General features: G+C 41.9%; 13 protein-coding genes. 2 read left to right on the forward strand and 11 right to left on the reverse strand.

Annotated elements, in window-relative coordinates:
* Positions 1–5: 5 nt before the first annotated feature.
* Entirely contained in the window at positions 6–1,475 is a 1,470-nt protein-coding gene (locus CWC16_RS05075; RefSeq protein ID WP_138540755.1) for a NarK family nitrate/nitrite MFS transporter, read from the reverse strand.
* Positions 1,476–1,761: 286 nt separating this feature from the next.
* Between CWC16_RS05075 and CWC16_RS05080 the strand changes: the two genes are divergently transcribed.
* A complete protein-coding gene (locus CWC16_RS05080; protein ID WP_138540756.1) occupies positions 1,762–2,520 on the forward strand; it encodes a HesA/MoeB/ThiF family protein in 759 nt (252 codons plus the stop codon).
* 37 nt (positions 2,521–2,557) lie between these two features.
* On the opposite strand, the gene CWC16_RS05085 is transcribed toward CWC16_RS05080, so the two are convergent.
* From CWC16_RS05085 to modA, 3 genes are read right to left on the reverse strand one after another with little or no spacing between them, the layout of a single operon-like run.
* The gene (locus CWC16_RS05085) at positions 2,558–3,595 is read right to left on the reverse strand and encodes an ATP-binding cassette domain-containing protein (protein WP_138540757.1); all 1,038 of its coding nucleotides are present in this window, start codon (positions 3,593–3,595) and stop codon (positions 2,558–2,560) included.
* Complete coding sequence (gene modB, locus CWC16_RS05090; protein ID WP_055015044.1) at positions 3,588–4,274, reverse strand: molybdate ABC transporter permease subunit; 687 nt, start codon at positions 4,272–4,274, stop codon at positions 3,588–3,590. Before modB ends, CWC16_RS05085 begins: the two co-directional genes overlap by 8 nt.
* Positions 4,261–5,013: a molybdate ABC transporter substrate-binding protein gene (gene modA, locus CWC16_RS05095; protein WP_138540758.1), complete on the reverse strand. Its 753-nt coding sequence runs from the start codon at positions 5,011–5,013 to the stop codon at positions 4,261–4,263. The genes modB and modA overlap by 14 nt, the downstream gene beginning before the upstream one ends.
* Before the next feature lie 47 nt (positions 5,014–5,060).
* Between modA and moeA the strand changes: the two genes are divergently transcribed.
* On the forward strand, positions 5,061–6,275 hold the full coding sequence (gene moeA / locus CWC16_RS05100) for a molybdopterin molybdotransferase MoeA (RefSeq protein ID WP_138540759.1): 1,215 nt from the start codon (positions 5,061–5,063) through the stop codon (positions 6,273–6,275).
* A gap of 71 nt (positions 6,276–6,346) precedes the next feature.
* Here moeA and CWC16_RS05105 read toward each other — a convergent pair whose 3' ends face one another.
* The 7 genes from CWC16_RS05105 to prpB all read right to left on the reverse strand — a co-directional run bounded on the left by CWC16_RS05105 (position 6,347) and on the right by prpB (position 18,847).
* Positions 6,347–8,224 (reverse strand): hypothetical protein, encoded by a 1,878-nt coding sequence (locus CWC16_RS05105; protein WP_138540760.1) that lies wholly within the window; start codon positions 8,222–8,224, stop codon positions 6,347–6,349.
* Between the two features lie 9 nt (positions 8,225–8,233).
* Positions 8,234–9,325 (reverse strand): hypothetical protein, encoded by a 1,092-nt coding sequence (locus tag CWC16_RS05110; RefSeq protein WP_138540761.1) that lies wholly within the window; start codon positions 9,323–9,325, stop codon positions 8,234–8,236.
* A gap of 64 nt (positions 9,326–9,389) precedes the next feature.
* On the reverse strand, positions 9,390–12,416 hold the full coding sequence (locus tag CWC16_RS05115) for a hypothetical protein (protein ID WP_138540762.1): 3,027 nt from the start codon (positions 12,414–12,416) through the stop codon (positions 9,390–9,392).
* A gap of 517 nt (positions 12,417–12,933) precedes the next feature.
* Complete coding sequence (prpF, locus tag CWC16_RS05120; protein ID WP_138540763.1) at positions 12,934–14,100, reverse strand: 2-methylaconitate cis-trans isomerase PrpF; 1,167 nt, start codon at positions 14,098–14,100, stop codon at positions 12,934–12,936.
* A 12-nt stretch (positions 14,101–14,112) separates the two neighbouring features.
* The gene (acnD, locus tag CWC16_RS05125) at positions 14,113–16,722 is read right to left on the reverse strand and encodes a Fe/S-dependent 2-methylisocitrate dehydratase AcnD (RefSeq protein WP_138540764.1); all 2,610 of its coding nucleotides are present in this window, start codon (positions 16,720–16,722) and stop codon (positions 14,113–14,115) included.
* A 76-nt stretch (positions 16,723–16,798) separates the two neighbouring features.
* The gene (gene prpC, locus CWC16_RS05130; protein WP_138540765.1) at positions 16,799–17,926 is read right to left on the reverse strand and encodes a bifunctional 2-methylcitrate synthase/citrate synthase; all 1,128 of its coding nucleotides are present in this window, start codon (positions 17,924–17,926) and stop codon (positions 16,799–16,801) included.
* Positions 17,927–17,968: 42 nt separating this feature from the next.
* Positions 17,969–18,847: a methylisocitrate lyase gene (gene prpB, locus CWC16_RS05135; protein ID WP_138540766.1), complete on the reverse strand. Its 879-nt coding sequence runs from the start codon at positions 18,845–18,847 to the stop codon at positions 17,969–17,971.
* Positions 18,848–18,959: the final 112 nt, after the last annotated feature.

The raw sequence follows: 18,959 nt of genomic DNA on the forward strand, positions 1-18,959 counted from the left end.
ATGCCTTAAGTCACTGAAATCAGTTCAACGGTGCCATCTTCGTTAACTTCTGTGATATGACCGTCGGGTTCTTTCATGAAAAATAATGCAGCCAAACCTAACAATGCACTTGCTGCAATAATCATAAAGAATGTTTGGTAGTCCACCAGCGATAGCGCCGTTAAATATACAACAGCCCCTACATTGCCGTAAGCTCCCGTCATACCTGCAATTTGCCCTGTTAAACGGCGTTTAATAAGTGGCACAGCGGCAAATACTGCGCCTTCTCCTGCTTGAACAAAAAACGAACACGCCATGGCAGCAGCAACTGCAAGCCAAAGCGGCCAGCTAGCGTCAACTAAGCCCATAACAAAATAACCTACAGCTAAGCCAGTAGTAAGTACAATCAGTGTTTTACGACGACCCATTCTATCTGAGATCCAACCACCACCAGGGCGAGAAGCTAAGTTCATAAATGCATAAGCAGATGCAAGTAAACCGGCGTACACCATATCAAGGCTAAACACTTCACTAAAAAATAATGGCAGCATAGATACAACAGCCAGCTCTGAGCCAAAAGTAGTAAAATAAAGAATATTTAATACTGCCACTTGTTTAAACTCGTAACGGTGCGACTCTGGCACTGGTTGTTTAAAAATATGGCCGTTTATGTCGTAAGTTTTATATACCTCGTATAAATAAAGCAGTACTAAAAAGGCATAGGTGCAAATTACAACGTTTTCAGACAGTAAACTGGCGCCCGCTGGCGAAAGTTTCCAAGTAAGTAGTGCTAAAGCACCGTACATAGGGAGTTTCATTATAAGCAGCAGTACAAAGTCGCCTTTACTGGTTACCTCCATTGCCCCTACTTTTTTTGGTTTAAAGTAAGTGCCACCTTTTGGCGTGTCAGTTACGTTGATGTACCAAATAACACCAAAAATGACACTTAATACACCGGTTAGGCCTATCGCATAACGCCAGCCATCGTCACCGCCAAACATAAGCGCTAATACAGGTAATAGCATTGCAGCTGCTGCAGAGCCAAAGTTACCCCAGCCACCGTAAATACCTTCTGCTGTGCCTAATTCGTTTGCCGGGAACCACTCGCTCACCATGCGAATGCCCACAACAAAACCCGCACCAATAAAGCCAAGTGCAAAACGGGCAATAGCGGCTTGTTCAAACGTGGTCGCCATGGCAAACATAAAACACGGAATACTACATAAAATAAGTAAAGCCGCATAAACAATACGCGGGCCAAATTTATCGGTTAGCATGCCAACCACTACACGTGCAGGAATGGTTAAAGCGACATTTAAAATTAGTAGCGTTTTAACCTGTGCCATGGATATTCCCAGCGAGCTCGCTATGGCACCTAATAATGGCGCATGGTTAAACCATACAAAAAAAGAGATAAAAAACACCATCCAGCTTAAATGCAGTATTTTCATTTTTCCGCTAAACGATATGAGATTAAACCCAGTACTCGGTTGCATGTTTTTTTCCTTGTAACGATTATTGTTTTAAGCAGCGAATACAACTTTGGTAGTAAAAACACTGCGACGATTGTTAAATTAACGTTAACCGCCTTCAGCAATTACTAAGCCAATAATTATTAGTTAGGCTTTTCATGCACTTATATTTTTTGGAAATGTTATTTTTTTTGCTTTGCACTATTAAAGCAGCCACTGTGAGCGTAAACAGTGCAAAGAAATTTTAAGCTTTACTTGCTCTAAGATTTAACTAATTGGTATTGTTTAAAAAAATTATGAGAAAAAATAAATGCAAAAACCGCCTTTAACCTATCAGCAGCAATTACGCTATTCACGCCATATTATGCTTCCTCAGCTGGATATCGATGGGCAAGAAAAAATATGGCAAAGTCATGTGCTTATAGTTGGGCTAGGTGGATTAGGTTGCCCTGTAGCACAATACTTGGCTGCCTCAGGAGTAGGAACATTAACGCTTGTAGATAACGATGTGGTTGATGCGACAAATTTGCAAAGGCAGGTGCTTTACAAACACACTGATATCGGCAGTTTAAAAACCCACAGTGCAAAAAAGCATTTAACTCAGTTGAATAATGAAATAGAAATACACACGATTGATGAATTTTTAGACGAAAGTGCGCACCTTGAGCACTTACTTAGCAAAGTGGATGTTGTTATTGATTGCTCTGATAACTTAGCAACGCGAAACTTACTCAATAGCACCTGCTATAACACATGCACGCCTTTGGTTTCTGGCTCTGCTATTCGGTTTGAGGGGCAAGTTGCTTGCTTTACAATGGCGCCTAATAGCCATTGCTATGGTTGTGTATCACAGCTCTTTGGCGAACAAACTCAAAGTTGCTCCGAGTCAGGCGTGCTCTCCCCTATTGTAGGGCTTATTGGCAGTATTCAAGCGACTGAAGCCCTTAAAATTATTGCAGGACTTAACAGTAAACTCACTGAGCAACTATTACTTGTAGATGGTTTGAGTATGGAGTTTAACCGTTTTAACATTGTTAAAAATAAGCACTGCCCAGTTTGCAGTGCCTGATTTAATACATTTAAAATTCATGACTGCTTTTAAAAGCCTAGCTCAGTGTTTCTAAATTATTTATTGTCAGGTAAACCTGCTCACCCAGTTGCACATTACTTTGTTGCCATTGCCTTTTAGATACCGCGCAATACAGCAACTGCGTATCTACATTAACAGTAAGTAGCCATTGCTCATCAAGCTGCTGGGTATTTTCAAGCATACCTATTAGCACGTTTGCACTGCACTGGTTAGACGGTTTTACTTTGCTGTAGGTTATTTGCCCGCTTTCTATAATTAACTTATGACTTTGTTTTACCAGCGAAGGCACTGCATATACATGTTGTAAGCTGTTACTAAGAGTTAGCTTGCATAGCCCAAATGCATCATTAAATTCAGACTTACTAAAACTAAGTACACTCAGTGGTGTTTGGCTCTTATTTGTATAAATACTGTGCACCACGTCTTGTGTGGCACCACACTTAAGCACCTTACCTTTAGCCATATGTATTAATGTATCGCTACAATAAAGGAGCTCTTTTAAAGAGTGGCTAACAATAATAAATTTAATACCATGGGATTTATTAAGTTGTTGCACTCCCGCCAACATAGTAAAACGCGTTGACCAATCTAATGCACTAAATGGCTCATCAAGTAAAATAACAGATTGCCCACTTAGAAGTGTTCTGGCAAAAATTACACGCTGGCGCTCACCGCCCGAAAGCCCCGCCACATCACGATTGAGTAATGGATTTAGTGCTAATAAATCAATTACCTGTTCAGGCGTTAGGTTGTTACTTTTATTTTTACAATGCCTGTGAGTAAACAGTAAATTACCCATCACATTTAAATGTGGAAATAACGGGCACGACTGCAGCTGTAAAGTAAGTAGGCGTTTATCTGGCTTTAGATGGGTTATATTATGATTATTTATACACACATTTTGCGCCGTAGTAAGCCCCGCTATCGCCTGTAATAAGCTCGACTTGCCAGAGCCCGAAGGACCAAACACCCCTAAAATATCAAATTGGTTTATAGCTAAGTCAACATTGAGTTCAAAATCGTCCAAACGTTGATGGCATTGTATTTTAAGCACGATTAGCAGCTCCGTTTATCACGGTTTTATTAAATTTAAACAACAACACTAAACACGCAAACGCCATTGCGAGCAACACCAACGATAATTGATGCGCAGCCCCATAATTAAGTGACTCTACATGGTCGTAAAGTGCAATAGACACCACTTGGGTTTCGCCTTGTATATTGCCACCAATCATTAGCACTAAACCAAATTCTCCTAATGTATGGGCAAAACCCAGCGCAAAGGCACTGCCTATACTTGGCTTTAATAGCGGTAACGTTAAATACATAAATCGTTTAAATGGGCTTATTCCTAAAGCAATAGCTGCTTGGTCATAGGTGGTATTTATTTGTTTAAAACCCGCCAGTAGCGGCTGCATCACAAACGGAAGTGAATAAAATAATGAGCCAATAACCACCCCTTGAAAACTAAATGCGAGCTGCGTACCAGTAAGCCAAAACCAAAACTGGCCAAATGCATGCGTAGGTGAAAACAGCACTAATAAATAAAAACCCATTAGCGTAGGCGGCAGTACCAAAGGCATGGCTATAAGTGCTTCTAATATAGGCTTTAACTTACCTTTATAACTGGCAAGTTGCCACGCAAGCGGAATACATATCACTAACAAAATAGCGGCTGTTATAAAGGCAAGTTTAATTGTAAGCCACAGCGCTGTTAAATCACTTGCTAGCATCACTGTCCTTTGCTTTGTAGCCAAGTGCTAATAATGTTTTTGCGGTTGCGGGGGCATTTAAAAAAGCCATAAACTTTTTAGCAACAGTTAAATGCTTTGATGCGCTAATAATAACGCCTTGCTGTGTTATTTCTGGGTAATTTTTAGTGTCGATAAGCGTGTAGTTTAAATATTTTTTATTTTTAGTTTTACCATAAGCCGACTTTAACGTAGATAACGCCACCAAACCTTTAGCGGCATTGCCTGTTTCAACAAATTGAAAGGCATGAGTAATATTATTTGCATAGACAAACTCATAGGGGGTTTTTATAAACGCTTTTGCGTAATGCATTGATGATTGCCCATAAGGCGAAAAACGTGGGTTCGCAATGGCTAATTTATTATTCATAACGCTGCTACTTGGTTGCCAAAGTGCTAATAAACCTATTGCATAGGTTGTTAAACTGTCTTTAATTGCAAAACCATCTTCTATAAGTGCTTGTGGACGCGACGCATCAGCAGATAAAAAAACATCGTACGGCGCTCCATGCATAATTTGCGAGTGTAATACACCGCTAGATGCTGCCGATATTTTAAAATTTATATTTTTAAGTGCAGGATCAGTAATCAGCTTTTGTAGCACTGGTTTAAAATTGCTCGCAACGGCTATATGCAGTGTTTCTTTTGCGCTAACGCAGTTGCTAAATAGCACTAACAGTAACAACAAATAACCACACCATGTATTGTAAAGCTTTAACATTATAAGTATTGTTTTAAAAATCAGTCACATTATAAAAAACAATATATATGAACGATGTATGCAATGCACCTGGTTTATTACCAGTAGATACCGCAATAAGTAATATGCTCAACGCCATTAACTTTAATAAAGCCGCAGAAACCATTTCTATAATGCACAGTGTGGGCCGTGTTCTAGCACGCGATATTAAATCTGATATAAATGTGCCTGGTCACGATAATTCGGCAATGGATGGCTATGCGCTTTGCCTAAGTGAAGGCTTAACAACTTATCAACAAGTAGGCAGTGTATTTGCTGGGCAAACCTTTGAGGGCACTTTAATCCCAGGGCAATGCGTGAGAATTATGACCGGCGCAGCCCTGCCCTCTGGCGCTAATGCGGTAGTGATGCAAGAAAACGCCACTGTAAATAACAACGAAATAACATTTACAGGCAAAATTGAACTCAATGCTAACGTACGTTTTGCAGGTGAAGACATTGCAAAAAATAGTGCTGTTTTTAAAGCTGGCAGAAAACTAAAAGCAGTCGATGTAGGCTTACTTGCCTCTATTGGCATTAGCCAAGTAAGCGTATATGAAACACTTAAAGTTGCGGTGTTTTCTACCGGGGATGAACTTATAGAGCCGGGCAATGCGCTTCATGCAGGCGCTATTTATGAAAGTAATCGAGCAGTTATTTTAAGCGAGCTTAATGATAGCAATATAGAAGTGATTGATTTTGGAATAATTCCCGATGATAAAACGCTCATTAAAAACACGTTTTTAAAAGCAAATGAGCAAGCTGATGCTGTAATAAGCTCTGGTGGTGTATCCGTTGGTGAAGCCGATTTTACCAAAGAAGTATTAAATGAGATTGGCGATATCCATTTTTGGAAAATTGCCATGAAACCGGGTAAACCTTTTGCTTTTGGTAAATTACCTAACAGCTACTTTTTTGGTTTACCAGGTAACCCAGTATCAGCGGCTGTAACGCTTGAGCGACTTGTAAAACCCGCCCTTACAAAGCTTTCAGGAAATGAGCATACTGCTAAGTTAAGCTTAAAAGCGACTACAACCACACTGATTAAAAAGCGCCCAGGCCGTACCGACTTTCAACGCGGTATTGCCAGTACCGACGAAAACAATAACCTGTTGGTAACGCCTATAAATAAGCAAGGCTCGGGGGTACTCTCATCGCTTAGTCATGCAAATTGCCTTATTGTAGTGCCCGCAGAAAGTGGCAATATTGAAAAAAACGAAACCGTAGAAATAGAGCTATTATAAAAAACCTTGTCCATAAAAAAGCCCAGCACATTTACTAAATTTGCTGGGCTTAAAATTGGGTTAAGTCGCGTTTAAAACAACGACTCAAAATCACCATTAGGAAATAACACCCCAGGGATACCACGTACTGCAGTTACATCCGCAATTTTTGTATCGCCTAAGTACAAGCCACCGCTGTAGTTGCTGCCAGCTTGTTTTACGTCGAGCCAACGGCCGTTTTCACCTTTTGCAGTTAAACTAATATTGCTATTTACTTCTCTAATGCGTAAATCTAAGGCTTTTTGTTTTACGCTAATAAAGACATCGCTACTAGTAAGCTGCGATAAATCAATAACATCACCTACATACGCCAGGCTAAAATCACTCGCACCACCCAAGGGCAGCGCCAACTCAAGGCCAAACATTAAATCGTCGTTTTCCTCACCACTGAGTGGTGAAGCCTCAAGCGCGGTAATATGAAAAGGTGTTGTTTGAATATCGCTTTGAAACTGCCCTTCAAAATCAAATGAAGAAAGAGAAGTAACTTCCTGTGCAAACGCAGATACAAAACGGTTTAAATCTAATGATATCTCACCTGTTAGCTCGCCAGACTGCTTAGCAATAACAACATCAGTGATAATATTAGCTATGCCTGTTTGCGCATCAGGTAATAACTCGCTTTGCTCACTTACCCCATCAAATTCAATTAGTAATTCGCTCACATCAACATCTAAGCGAGTATCGCCGTTGATAACAGAAGCACTCATAACCCCTTCTACTTTATCGCCCAGTACACCACTTATTCTAAAAGTAGGAATAGACATATCTATACTAACTGGTAAACCGTCGTAAGTACCCGTAATTAGCCATTCGTAAGGGGATGTAGAATAGCTAATATCAAGATCGCGTAACCTGTATTGTCCTTCGCTTGCAGAAACTTCCGCAAGAGGCGAATAATTTATGAGCACTTCGTTAAGTACTTCAGCAAGCACAGTGATCGCTTTTTGGGTATCATCATCAAGTGCACTTTCTAGTTGCGCAAGTTTAGCATCTACATCCTCTGCGTAGGTTGTGTCCTGTAAGCGAATAACACCCAGTGCGTCTCTTATATTTTCGAGTAATTCACGCGACTCGAGTGCTTGCTCAGTTTCAACCTTTTGTTGCCAATTGGTGTAGCTAGTCACGCTCGCAATAGTTTGCTTAACCTGCCCTGCTACACTTTGAATTAAACCATTACCTTGCTCACTGTAAAGGTTATCTGCAATGTATTGATCAGCTAAATTACTGTAAGTTTGCCACGCACTGGTATCATCTTGCTCGGTAATAAAATCATCTAATGCAGTGGCTAAATCAAACCCTTCAACAGACACACCAGCTACAATAGCCCCATAGGTAAATGCATCAGCCACAATTTCTGCCTCTAGTGTATTACTTAGGCCACTGTGTGTAAGCTGATAAAAAGGACTCGCAGATAAACTTGCAAGGGTCGCGTCAACATTTGCATTCGTAATTGCGGTACTTAACGGCGAGAAAAATACTTCATTAACGCCCGGTGCAACATAAGCGCGAGCAGCATAGTTTAAATTAACGCCAGTTATCTCTTTAAAATCAATTAAACGGTTTTCATTTATATCGTTTACATCGCCGCGAAGCGTTCTGCCGCAACCTGTAAAGCGTGGGCATGGCAAGGCACCATCGTCAGGTATAAATTCAAATGTATAAAAATTAAGAGGCGATACGCTCACGCTTGCAGTATTTATGTTTTCGACTGCAACAGACTCTACTACATTGCCTTGGCCGTCTAATTGATTAAGCGTACCTTTAGCTGATTGCCATTTAGGCACATAAAAATTTACGGTAGAGGTGGATGCTACGCTTATTTCAATCGCTTCGTCACTACTATCATTTGAAGAGCCACCACAGCCACTAAGGGCTAGAGCAACTGACAAAGGTAAAAGTTTTTTTAACATCTTCATTCCTTAAAACTTAATGTTCATGTACCAATTTACATTCGCATAATAAGCTTTATCTAAATCTAAGCTGTCGGTTTGTAAATTAAGACCAAAGTACTCGTTTTCAATACCAACTAAAAACGCTTCACTTTTTGTTTCATAGCCAGCTTGTACCTTCCAATGATCCCAAAAATGAATACGCCCTTTTAACTGACTAAAGGTATCTTTATCGTACTTTTTTACTGTAAAAGCAGTTGAGTAGCGGTTATTTATTCTGTAATCGGCAAAAGCCGTAATACGCATTTCCATATCAAGTGTATGTGACTGGGTATTACCAAAAGCTGAGGTTTGAAGAGATACAGTAGGTGTAGAGACGACATTACCACTCTCATCTTCGCTGAAAGGAATTTCGGTCGTTTGCCCTTTTACTGAGCCAGTATCATCAAAGTCAGTTTTATAAAGTAAATCTTTTACACTTAGGCCTACTTTTAAATCATCATTTATTTGCCAATCGGCAAAAATATCTAAGCTATAACCTAGGCCTTCAGGGTTTTCAGAAGGGGTAAACTTTTTGAATAAAATATCTTTCGAAAAATTATAATCAGCAGTAATACTGCCTTCAACATCATCACTAAACACTCGCCCATCTACAGAGGCATCTTGAAAATGTGTACTGGCAAAAACAGACACTTTTGGCGTAATAGTAAGCGCGTTTTTATCTAAAAATTTAAAATCGTATGATACAAATACACCATTAGAGGTCACTTGCTTTGCATTTAACTGATATGTGTAAAATCGTTCTTCAAAGGGTAAGTCGTTTTTTTCTAAATAAGTATAAAGTGCAGTGTCTGGGTCAAAATTAAGTACATAATCATAACGGCTCTGCAGGCCCACTTTAAAATTATTATAGCCCACACCAATTTCAAAAATATTATAAGTAAATGCACTATCGCCAGATTTAATAGGCTCGTCAAAGTCATCTACAAATGCCTGTACTGGCTGTGCCTCAGTGTAGATTTCGGCGTCAAAGTGAGTAAATATTTGAAATTGATTATTTGCAGAAGCTAGAGGTGAAAGTAGAGCAGTTGAAAATCCTAACAAGAGAATTTTTTTTTTCATAATTTAATCGCTTTCTATAAAAAAAGGGAAAAGCGCACCGCTTTTCCCTTTTATAGTTTAAGTATTAGTTAGATGAGTCAATTAAAGTCACATCTGTGTACTCAATTACTTCATCATCAATGTAAGTAATCGAAACACCGTTTGTTACTTTAGTTGCGGTACCAAAGGTCATCATCATGCCATCGTACATCGCTTTAACATCACCCATGTAACCAGCTGATTCGGTACCCGACATAGACAGCGTGTAACCCATAGCTGCGTCACCGTTAACTTTAATTTCAAGCATGGTCATATCTTCATCACCACTGCTATCCACTTCAGACATTACGCTAAAGTCTAAGTCACCAGACATACCCATAGCTTCTAGCATTGCAGAATCAGTTTCATCCATGCCGCTTAAGTTTAGGTTACCCATAAAGCCTGAGTCACCGTCCATAATTTCAACACGGTTCCACGCTTGCGCCATAGTAAGCTCTGCGTCATCAACGGTATCTGCATTTACAGCACCGTCAAAAGTAAATACTAAACACGAATCAATTTGTGTTGAATCGGTAATAGTACCATCAGCAAATGCTTGACACTCTTCTAGTGCATCCGAGGCTACATCGCCTGTAACAAGCTCAACAGTTGCATCGCTTTGTGTATTTAGCATGCCACCCCAAGCAACAACAAGTTGATCATCTTGGTACGCTGCCGAAGCGGTAATTTCACTACCGGTCGTTGAGTTTGTAAGCATTAGCGTCAAGTTGTCTAGGCTGTAGTCGTAGTCCCATTCAGGATGAGTTGTTGAAGTACCCTCACCAGAGTTCCCCATATCAGCAAGCTCTTCAAACACATCAAATAACACTTCGGCTGTGTCGTATAGAGCATCGCCACCCGTGCTAGTTAATACCGTCATTGTAGAAAGTGACATTGACGTTTCTTTAACTGATGCTGTCGCCACTGCAAGGTCTGCTTCTGCTTGTAAGCTAAGCGCTGTTACAAGTTGCTCGTTTGCAAGTTCAGCCTGAGTTTGTGCAGCTTCGGCCATCATTTCTGCGCTTTCAACTAAATCAGCGGCTTCAGCCATATCAGCTTCAGTTACTGCTACAGCTTCATATTCAGTTGCAGCTTCTAAGGCTTGCTCAATCGCAAGCTCAAGCGCATCGACAGCAGCAGAAAAATCAGAAGCAGCAGTAACCGCAGCATCAACTAAAGCAACCGTTGCTTGTGCATCGTCACCCGAGTCAACAGCAGCTTGTGCAGCAGCAAGCGCACTTGTAGATGCAGCTTCTGCAGTATTAGCAGCTGTTTTCTTTTCACCTGCAACATCGGCAGTGTTCATAGCAACTTCTTTAGCAGCTGCTACTTCAATCTCGTACTCAGTAATAGCGTCTTGTGCATCAGTTACTAATTGCGCAATTGCTGCATCGTAATCGCTTAGGTTTTCTACCTCGACTAAGGCTGCGTCTTGTAAATCAGTTGCAGTATCAAATACACCTTGATAGTCAGAGCTTTGCTCTACAAGTAAAGAAGCTGTGCTAACATAGCCCTGCGATTTAACATATAAAATATCAGCTATACTTGATAAGTCAGCAGCTTCTGCTTCGTTTTCAAGCGCTGCAACAGCAGCAACAAATTCAATTGCAGAGTCTGCATCGGTAATTGCATCACCACCTAATGCTTGAACATCAGCAAGCATTTCTTCAGCAGCATCTACCGAAGCTTGAAGTTCTGTAAGCTCAGTAAAAGATGCATCTAGTTGAGCATTTAGAGCAACCGCTAAATCAGCATAAAAGTCATCGCCCGCTACACATTCATCGCCTGTACAACCAAGTTCTTCTAACACTGTTTGAACAGCCGTTGCAATTTCAGCCAGCTCTGCCTCACTTGCAGCGCCGTTTTTAACTGCATTGTCTTTTGCTTCTTTAGCTTTTGCTGCAATACCAGCAGAGTTTTGCGCAAACGCAGCTATCTCTGCCGCCGAAGGTGCTGGGACCTTAGCCGCATAAGCCGCTTCAAGGGCTGTTTTAATTGCTGCTTCATCACCTGTTGCAATTGCTACAAACACACTCGCCGTACTAGAAACAGCTGTTTGTAAAGTTGCTGCAACGTCGGTTGAGCTTAAAGTACCTGCTTTAATACCCTCTTTAATGCTGGTCATTACTTCGCTAATTGAAGATAAGCCTTGAATAGACGACGACAGCTGAGCAATTGCTAATACACCTTGTGAAAGTGCTTCTTCACCGTCTACATCACTTAAATCAACAGCGCCGCCGTTAGATACATCACCTAACAGTGCAGATAATAATACTGCTGCATCAGGACCCATTACCTGAATAACCGTATTTAAGCTTGTTGATGCAATTGCACCTGCGTCAACGTCAGCTTCAGCTTCAAGTAGTGCTTGAGCAACCAACGTAGTTAAAAAGGTTACATTGGCTTTAAACGAACGAGCAACATTTGCATCGCCTGCTGCACCACTTGTATCAGACGAATCAGCGTCCGCTGCAGCAATATATTTAACAACCGAAAGCTCTAGATCAGCTTTATACCATTCACCAAATTCAATGTTAGTGTCGCCATCGTTTACATCGTCTGCTTCTGGCGCTTCATCGTAAGTTCCACAGCCAACATATGCATCACAACGTAAATAACTGTCGTCACCCTCTTCAGCAGTTGCAACTGTAATATACACAGGGCCTGTAAAGTCATCTTCAAGGTAAATGCTGTAACTACCATTATCGCCAGTTACTAGCGCATCGGGGTTGCCCGCTATTTTACTTGCTTCTACTGCTGCATCAGCCGCATCTTGAGACGTTGCTTCGCCGGTAAATGTTTCAGCTTCTGCTGAAGCCTCTAATCTAAATGCAACCGGAACACTTTGACCTGTTTCGTCAAGTGTCATTACGCTAACAACGGCACCTTTCATTGCACCTTTAACAGCTTTACCTGTTATTTCTACGTTAAATTGAGCGTCATCAGATGATGTAACCGATTCAACTGGAGGAACATAAGTGTTTCTGTCGTTGTCTGAACCACAACCCGCCAAACCTAGTGTAAGTGCAACAGATGCTGCAATCGGGGTAATTTTAGTCATACGCTGTGCCATTTATTTCTCCTTGATAGCCTGCAATGAGTATCAGAAAATTATTTTATTAAATATACGTGCGAAAGTTTACAAAACAACATAAACAGACACACAATAACAACCTTTGTTACTTATAAATTAAAGTAACATTAAGTAACGAGTTTTTGCTACATTTTTATACGTTTTGAGTACAAGTTTTTATCTAATTTTAAACGACGCTTCTTCATAGGCTTTACTATATTTTCAATAACATATGTTAAAACCATTAAGAAGCATCGCTCTGGCCTACCATATATCCACAATATTAAGCGAATATTACATTTAATTTAGTTTGTTAATAATATTCTTCAAGTAATTGCGACAGATACGCTAAAAAAAACGCCCGCCAAAGCTAATATAATGAAAAAGGATGGGGTTGGGTGTTTTGAAATGAAATATATAAACAGGGTGTTTATTTAGCTTTATATTAAGACTAAACGCTAAAAAGTCATTAACGCGCAGTATGCACCGTTAATGACTCAATAAAACGTTGGAAATACTATTGAGGTGCTCTCACTACGCCCTCCATCAGCACCCGCGCACTACGGCTCATACTCGCTTTTGTTACTTGCCAATCGCCGTCTATCTGTTGAGCTTCTGCTCCTACTTTTAATGTACCAGAGGGGTGCCCAAAGTTAATTTCGTTTAACGCACCGCCACCTGCGGCCACATTAACAAGCGTACCTTCAATAGCCGCGGCTGCGCCAATAGCCACTGCAGCTGTGCCCATCATAGCGTGATGCAGCTTGCCCATAGACATAGCACGTACTAATAAATCAATTGTTTTAGCTTCAATAAATTTACCACTGGACGCGTTATAGTCTAATGGCGCCGCCACAAAAGCGACTTTAGGTGTATGCTGTCGTGTTTGAGCTTCGCTAATATTGCTGATCAGGCCCATTTTTACCGCACCATGGGCACGTATTGTTTCAAGCTCTTTAAGTGCGTCGATATCATTATTTATGTCATTTTGCAGCTCAGTGCCGCTGTAGCCGATATCGCTTGCGTTAATAAACACAGTAGGAATACCCGCGTTGATCATCGTGGCTTTTAAGGTACCTATTCCTGGTACTTCTAAGTCATCCACTACATTACCTGTAGGGAATAACGCCCCTTCACCATCGGCAGGGTTTAAAAACTCAAGCTTTACCTCGGCAGCGGCGAAGGTTACGCCATCAAGTTCGAAATCCCCTGTTTCTTGCACTTCGCCATTAGTAATAGGTACGTGAACCAAAATGCTTTTTTTAATATTAGCTTGCCATACACGTACTATAGCTACACCGTTATCGGGTACTCTGCTTTTATCAACTAAGCCATTCGTTATTGCAAACGCACCCACTGCGCTGGTTAAATTACCGCAATTACCACTCCAATCTATAAAGGGTTTATCAATGGCCACTTGGCCAAATAAATAATCCACATCGTGATCGGTTTGCTCGCTTTTACTTAAAATAACCGTTTTACTGGTACTTGATGTAGCACCGCCCATGCCATCAGTTTGTTTGCCATATGGGTCGGGGCTACCAATTATGCGCAACAATAAATTGTCGCGCGCCTCACCTGCCACTTGGGCGGGCTTTGGTAAATCGGTTAATTTAAAAAATACACCTTTACTCGTGCCGCCGCGCATATAAGTTGCCGGTACTTTTATTTGTGGTTTAAACATAATGCACGCTCCTTATGCTGATTGGGTTGCTTCTAAAAAGTCTTGTGCAAAACGTTGTAATACACCACCAGCAGCATAAATAGAAAGCTCTTCTTGGGTATCCAATCTACATTTCATAGGTACTGTTAGTACCTCACCATTTTTACGCGTAATCACCAAATCAATGGTAGCACCAGGTGTAGGCTCGCCTTTTACATCAAAGCTTTCGCTGCCATCAATGTTAAGTGTTTTGCGGGTAGTGCCGGGTTTAAATTCAAGCGGCAATACACCCATACCTATTAAGTTTGTGCGGTGAATACGCTCAAAACCCTCTGCGGCTATCACTTCAACGCCTGCAAGCCTTACCCCTTTTGCAGCCCAGTCGCGAGACGAGCCTTGCCCGTAATCTGCGCCCGCTACAATTATAAGCGGCTGTTTACGTTGCATGTAAGTTTCGATTGCTTCCCACATACGAGTATGAGTACCTTGAGGCTCTATACGTGCGTATGAACCTTGTTTAACTTCGCCGTTTTCATCACGTACCATTTCGTTAAGTAATTTAGGGTTAGCAAACGTGGCACGCTGCGCTGTTAAATGATCGCCTCGGTGGGTTGCGTACGAGTTAAAATCCTCTTCAGGAACATTCATTTTAGTTAAGTATTCACCCGCCGCACTGCTTGCCATTATGGCGTTTGAAGGCGATAAATGATCCGTTGTAATGTTATCACCAAGTACAGCAAGGGCGCGCATGCCCGTCATAGTGCGCTCACCGGCAAGGCCGCCTTCCCAATATGGCGGGCGGCGAATATACGTACTTTGCTCGCGCCAGTTATAAAGGGGATCGTTCTCTTCACCGTAATCTATGGTTAGGTCAAACATGGGCTCGTACACTTTTTTAAATTGCTCTGGCTTAACGCTTTGCTTTATTACCTCGTCTATTTCTTCATCGCTTGGCCATAAATCTTTAAGGGTTATTTCGTTGCCGTTTTGATCGTGCCCTAAACTATCTTTTTCAATATCAAAACGAATAGTACCGGCAATTGCATACGCCACTACTAATGGCGGTGACGCTAAAAATGCTTGCTTAGCATAGGGGTGAATACGCCCATCAAAGTTACGATTGCCCGAAAGTACCGCTGTTGCGTATAAATCGCGATCGATTACTTCTTGTTGAATTACAGGGTCTAATGCGCCGCTCATACCGTTACAGGTAGTACAAGCAAAGCCCACAATACCAAAGCCAAGCTTTTCGAGCTCAGGGAGTAAATTTGCCTCTTCTAGGTATGATTGCACCGCTTTAGAACCTGGTGCTAATGAGGTTTTAACCCAGGGTTTGCGCATTAAGCCTTTAGCATTTGCGTTTCGCGCAAGTAAGCCTGCAGCAATTACATTGCGCGGGTTACTGGTGTTAGTACAACTTGTAATAGCCGCGATAATACATGCGCCATCAGGCATTAAGCCTTCTTCGTTTTCAACCGTGCCAGATATACCTTCTTTGGCTAAATCGCTGGTGGATACTCGGCGGTGCGGGTTTGAAGGCCCAGCAATGTTGCGCCCTACACTTGATAAATCAAATTTAAGCACCCGCTCATATTTAGCTGTTTTTAAGCTCTCGCTCCAAAGGCCAGCTGTTTTAGCGTAGTTTTCTACCAGCGCTATTTGCTCTTCATCTCGCCCTGTTAAACGTAAATAGTCTATTGTTTTATCGTCTATGTAAAACATGGCCGCAGTGGCACCAAATTCTGGCGTCATGTTTGAAATAGTTGCTCTGTCGCCTAAGGTTAGTGCATCTGCACCTTCGCCGTAAAATTCTAAATAGGTCGATACCACGCGCTGCTCGCGTAAAAACTCGGTAATAGCCAATACTATATCTGTAGCAGTAATACCTGGTTGGCGAGTGCCTGTTAGCTCAACACCAACTATGTCAGGCAGACGCATGTAAGAGGCGCGGCCAAGCATTACGCTTTCGGCTTCAAGCCCGCCTACGCCTACAGCAATTACGCCAAGTGCATCCACATGCGGGGTGTGACTGTCGGTACCCACTAAGGTATCAGGAAATGCAATGCCATCGCGGTTTTGAATAACTGGCGACATTTTTTCAAGGTTAATTTGATGCATAATGCCGTTACCAGGCGGAATAACATCAATATTTTTAAAAGCGGTTTTAGTCCAGTTTATAAAATGAAAACGGTCATCGTTACGGCGGTCTTCAATGGCACGGTTTTTTTCAAATGCGTCTGGGTCAAAACCTGCGTGCTCCACCGCTAAAGAGTGGTCAACAATAAGTTGTGTAGGTACCACCGGATTCACTTTTGCCGGATCCCCACCTTTTGCAGCAATGGCGTCGCGCAGGCCTGCTAAATCAACCAAGGCGGTTTGGCCTAAAATATCGTGGCATACTACACGCGCCGGATACCAAGGAAAGTCTAAATCTTGTTTACGCTCAATAAGCTGAGTAAGCGCATCGGTTAGCATATCAGGCTCACAGCGGCGCACTAGGTTTTCGGCCAGTACACGCGATGTGTAAGGCAAAGTGGCATACGCACCTGGCTTTATTGCATCAACGGCTTCTTGCGTATCGTAGTAATCTACATTTGAGCCGGGTAAGGGTTTTCGGTATTGGGTGTTATTAATTATGGTCATAGTACAGGTTCGCTAATAAGTGACGGGAAATAAAAGGCAAAAGGTGAGCGTATTGCTCACCTTACATACTGACTAATCAGCCTCTTGATTCAATTGGCGTGTAGCTGCGTGCCTCTGGCCCTGTGTAATCTGCACTTGGGCGAATAATACGATTATTAGCGCGCTGCTCTTTAACATGTGCCGTCCAGCCTGTAACACGGCTCATCACAAATATTGGCGTAAATAACTTAGTGGGAATACCCATAAAGTGATACGCCGATGCATGGAAAAAATCAGCATTACAAAACAGTTTTTTCTCGCGCCACATAACCTCTTCACACCTAACCGACACAGGGTAAAGCACATCATCGCCCACCTCTTTAGCTAGTTTTTCAGAGAACTTTTTAATAATAACGTTACGTGGGTCTGACTCGCGGTAAATAGCGTGGCCAAAACCCATAATTTTGTCTTTACGCTCTAGCATACCCATAATTTCTTGCTCGGCATGATCAGCACTTTTAAAACCTTGAATCATATCCATAGCCGCTTCGTTTGCACCACCATGCAGTGGCCCGCGCAGTGTGCCTATTGCACCGGTTACACAAGAATGAATATCAGACAAAGTAGATGCACATACGCGCCCCGTAAACGTAGAGGCGTTAAACTCATGCTCTGCGTATAAAATTAGCGACACATTCATTACTTGTGCAAATAACTCACTCGGTGCTTTGTCGTGCAATAAAGTTAAAAAGTGCGCACCTACTGAGTCGTCATCGGTTTGTGTATCAATGCGTACGCCATCGTGTGTAAAGCGGTACCAATAACAAATAATACTTGGGAAGAGCGCAACCATACGGTCAATCGCATCGTTTGCTTGGCTAAAATCAAGTTCCATTTCTAGGTTACCCAGCATAGAGCAACCGGTACGCATAACATCCATTGGGTGCGCGTCTTTAGGAATATTTTCAAGCACGGTTTTTAGTGCACCTGGCAGGCCACGTAGGCTTTTTAATTTAGCTTTATAGTCAGCTAATTCATTGGCTGTAGGTAGCTCGCCACGAGAAAGTAAAAACGACACCTCCTCAAACTGCGCTTTTTCGGCAAGTTCGCTAATATCGTAACCACAATACGTTAAACCCGAGCCTGTTTGCCCTACTGTGCATAATGCTGTTTGCCCTGCTACTTGGCCGCGTAAGCCTGCACCGCCTAATGCTTTATCTACCATGATCTTCTCCTATCTTAAATTTGTGTGTGATTTTAATAATTGTTATTTGTCAGATTTTGATGAAAAAAGGTTATCAAGTGTGTTTTCGTATGTGTGGTAATCTAAAAAGTCGTATAGCTCAGCGCGTGTTTGCATGTTTTCAATTTGGCTTTGCTGCGAGCCCTCATTTAAAATGGCAGAGTACACATTAAGTGCGGCTTTATTCATGGCTCTAAACGCACTAAGTGGGTAAAGCACCATTTCAACCCCTACCTCGCTTAACTGCTCTTTGGTGTAAATAGGTGTTTGGCCAAACTCTGTAATGTTAGCCAAAATAGGCACGTTTAACGCCTCCGAAAACGCTTGGTAATCGGCAAGGTCATGCACGGCTTCTGCAAAAATAGCGTCTGCGCCTGCTTCTACACAGGCAGCGGCACGGTCAATCGCTGCATTTAAGCCTTCTTTTTGAAATGCATCAGTGCGGGCCATTATGTAAAAGTCGCTATCGGTTTTAGCATCAACGGCCGCTTTAATGCGGTCAACCATTTCACCTTGGCTTACAATTTCTTTATTAGGGCGGTGTCCACAACGCTTTTGCGCTACTTGGTCTTCAATATGAAAACCAGCCGCACCAGCTTTAGTCATTTCTTTAACGGTACGCGCAATATTAAACGCGCCGCCCCACCCGGTATCGGCATCTACCAAAAGTGGTAAATCACTGGCACCGGTAATACGGCGAATATCTTCAAGTACGTTATCAAGGCTGGTCATGCCTAAATCTGGCATACCGTAAGAGGCATTTGCTACACCGGCACCTGAGAGGTAAATAGCTTGGTGACCCATTTTTTCAGCCATCATGGCTGTGTAAGCATTAATAGTACCTACAACTTGTAATGGGCGATTATTAGCAATAGCCTGTTTAAATTTTAATCCTGCTGACATTATTCTCTCCTGACTTTGAACGGTTGCTACATGGAGTAACTTAGTGTTTTAATTTTAAATTGTGACTGTTTTTAGCTTTTAACCTTTAACCTTAGCTTTTAGCTTTTAGCTT

Origin of the sequence: Pseudoalteromonas sp. S3776 (assembly GCF_005886915.1) — a bacterium.
Classification (GTDB): Bacteria; Pseudomonadota; Gammaproteobacteria; order Enterobacterales; family Alteromonadaceae; genus Pseudoalteromonas.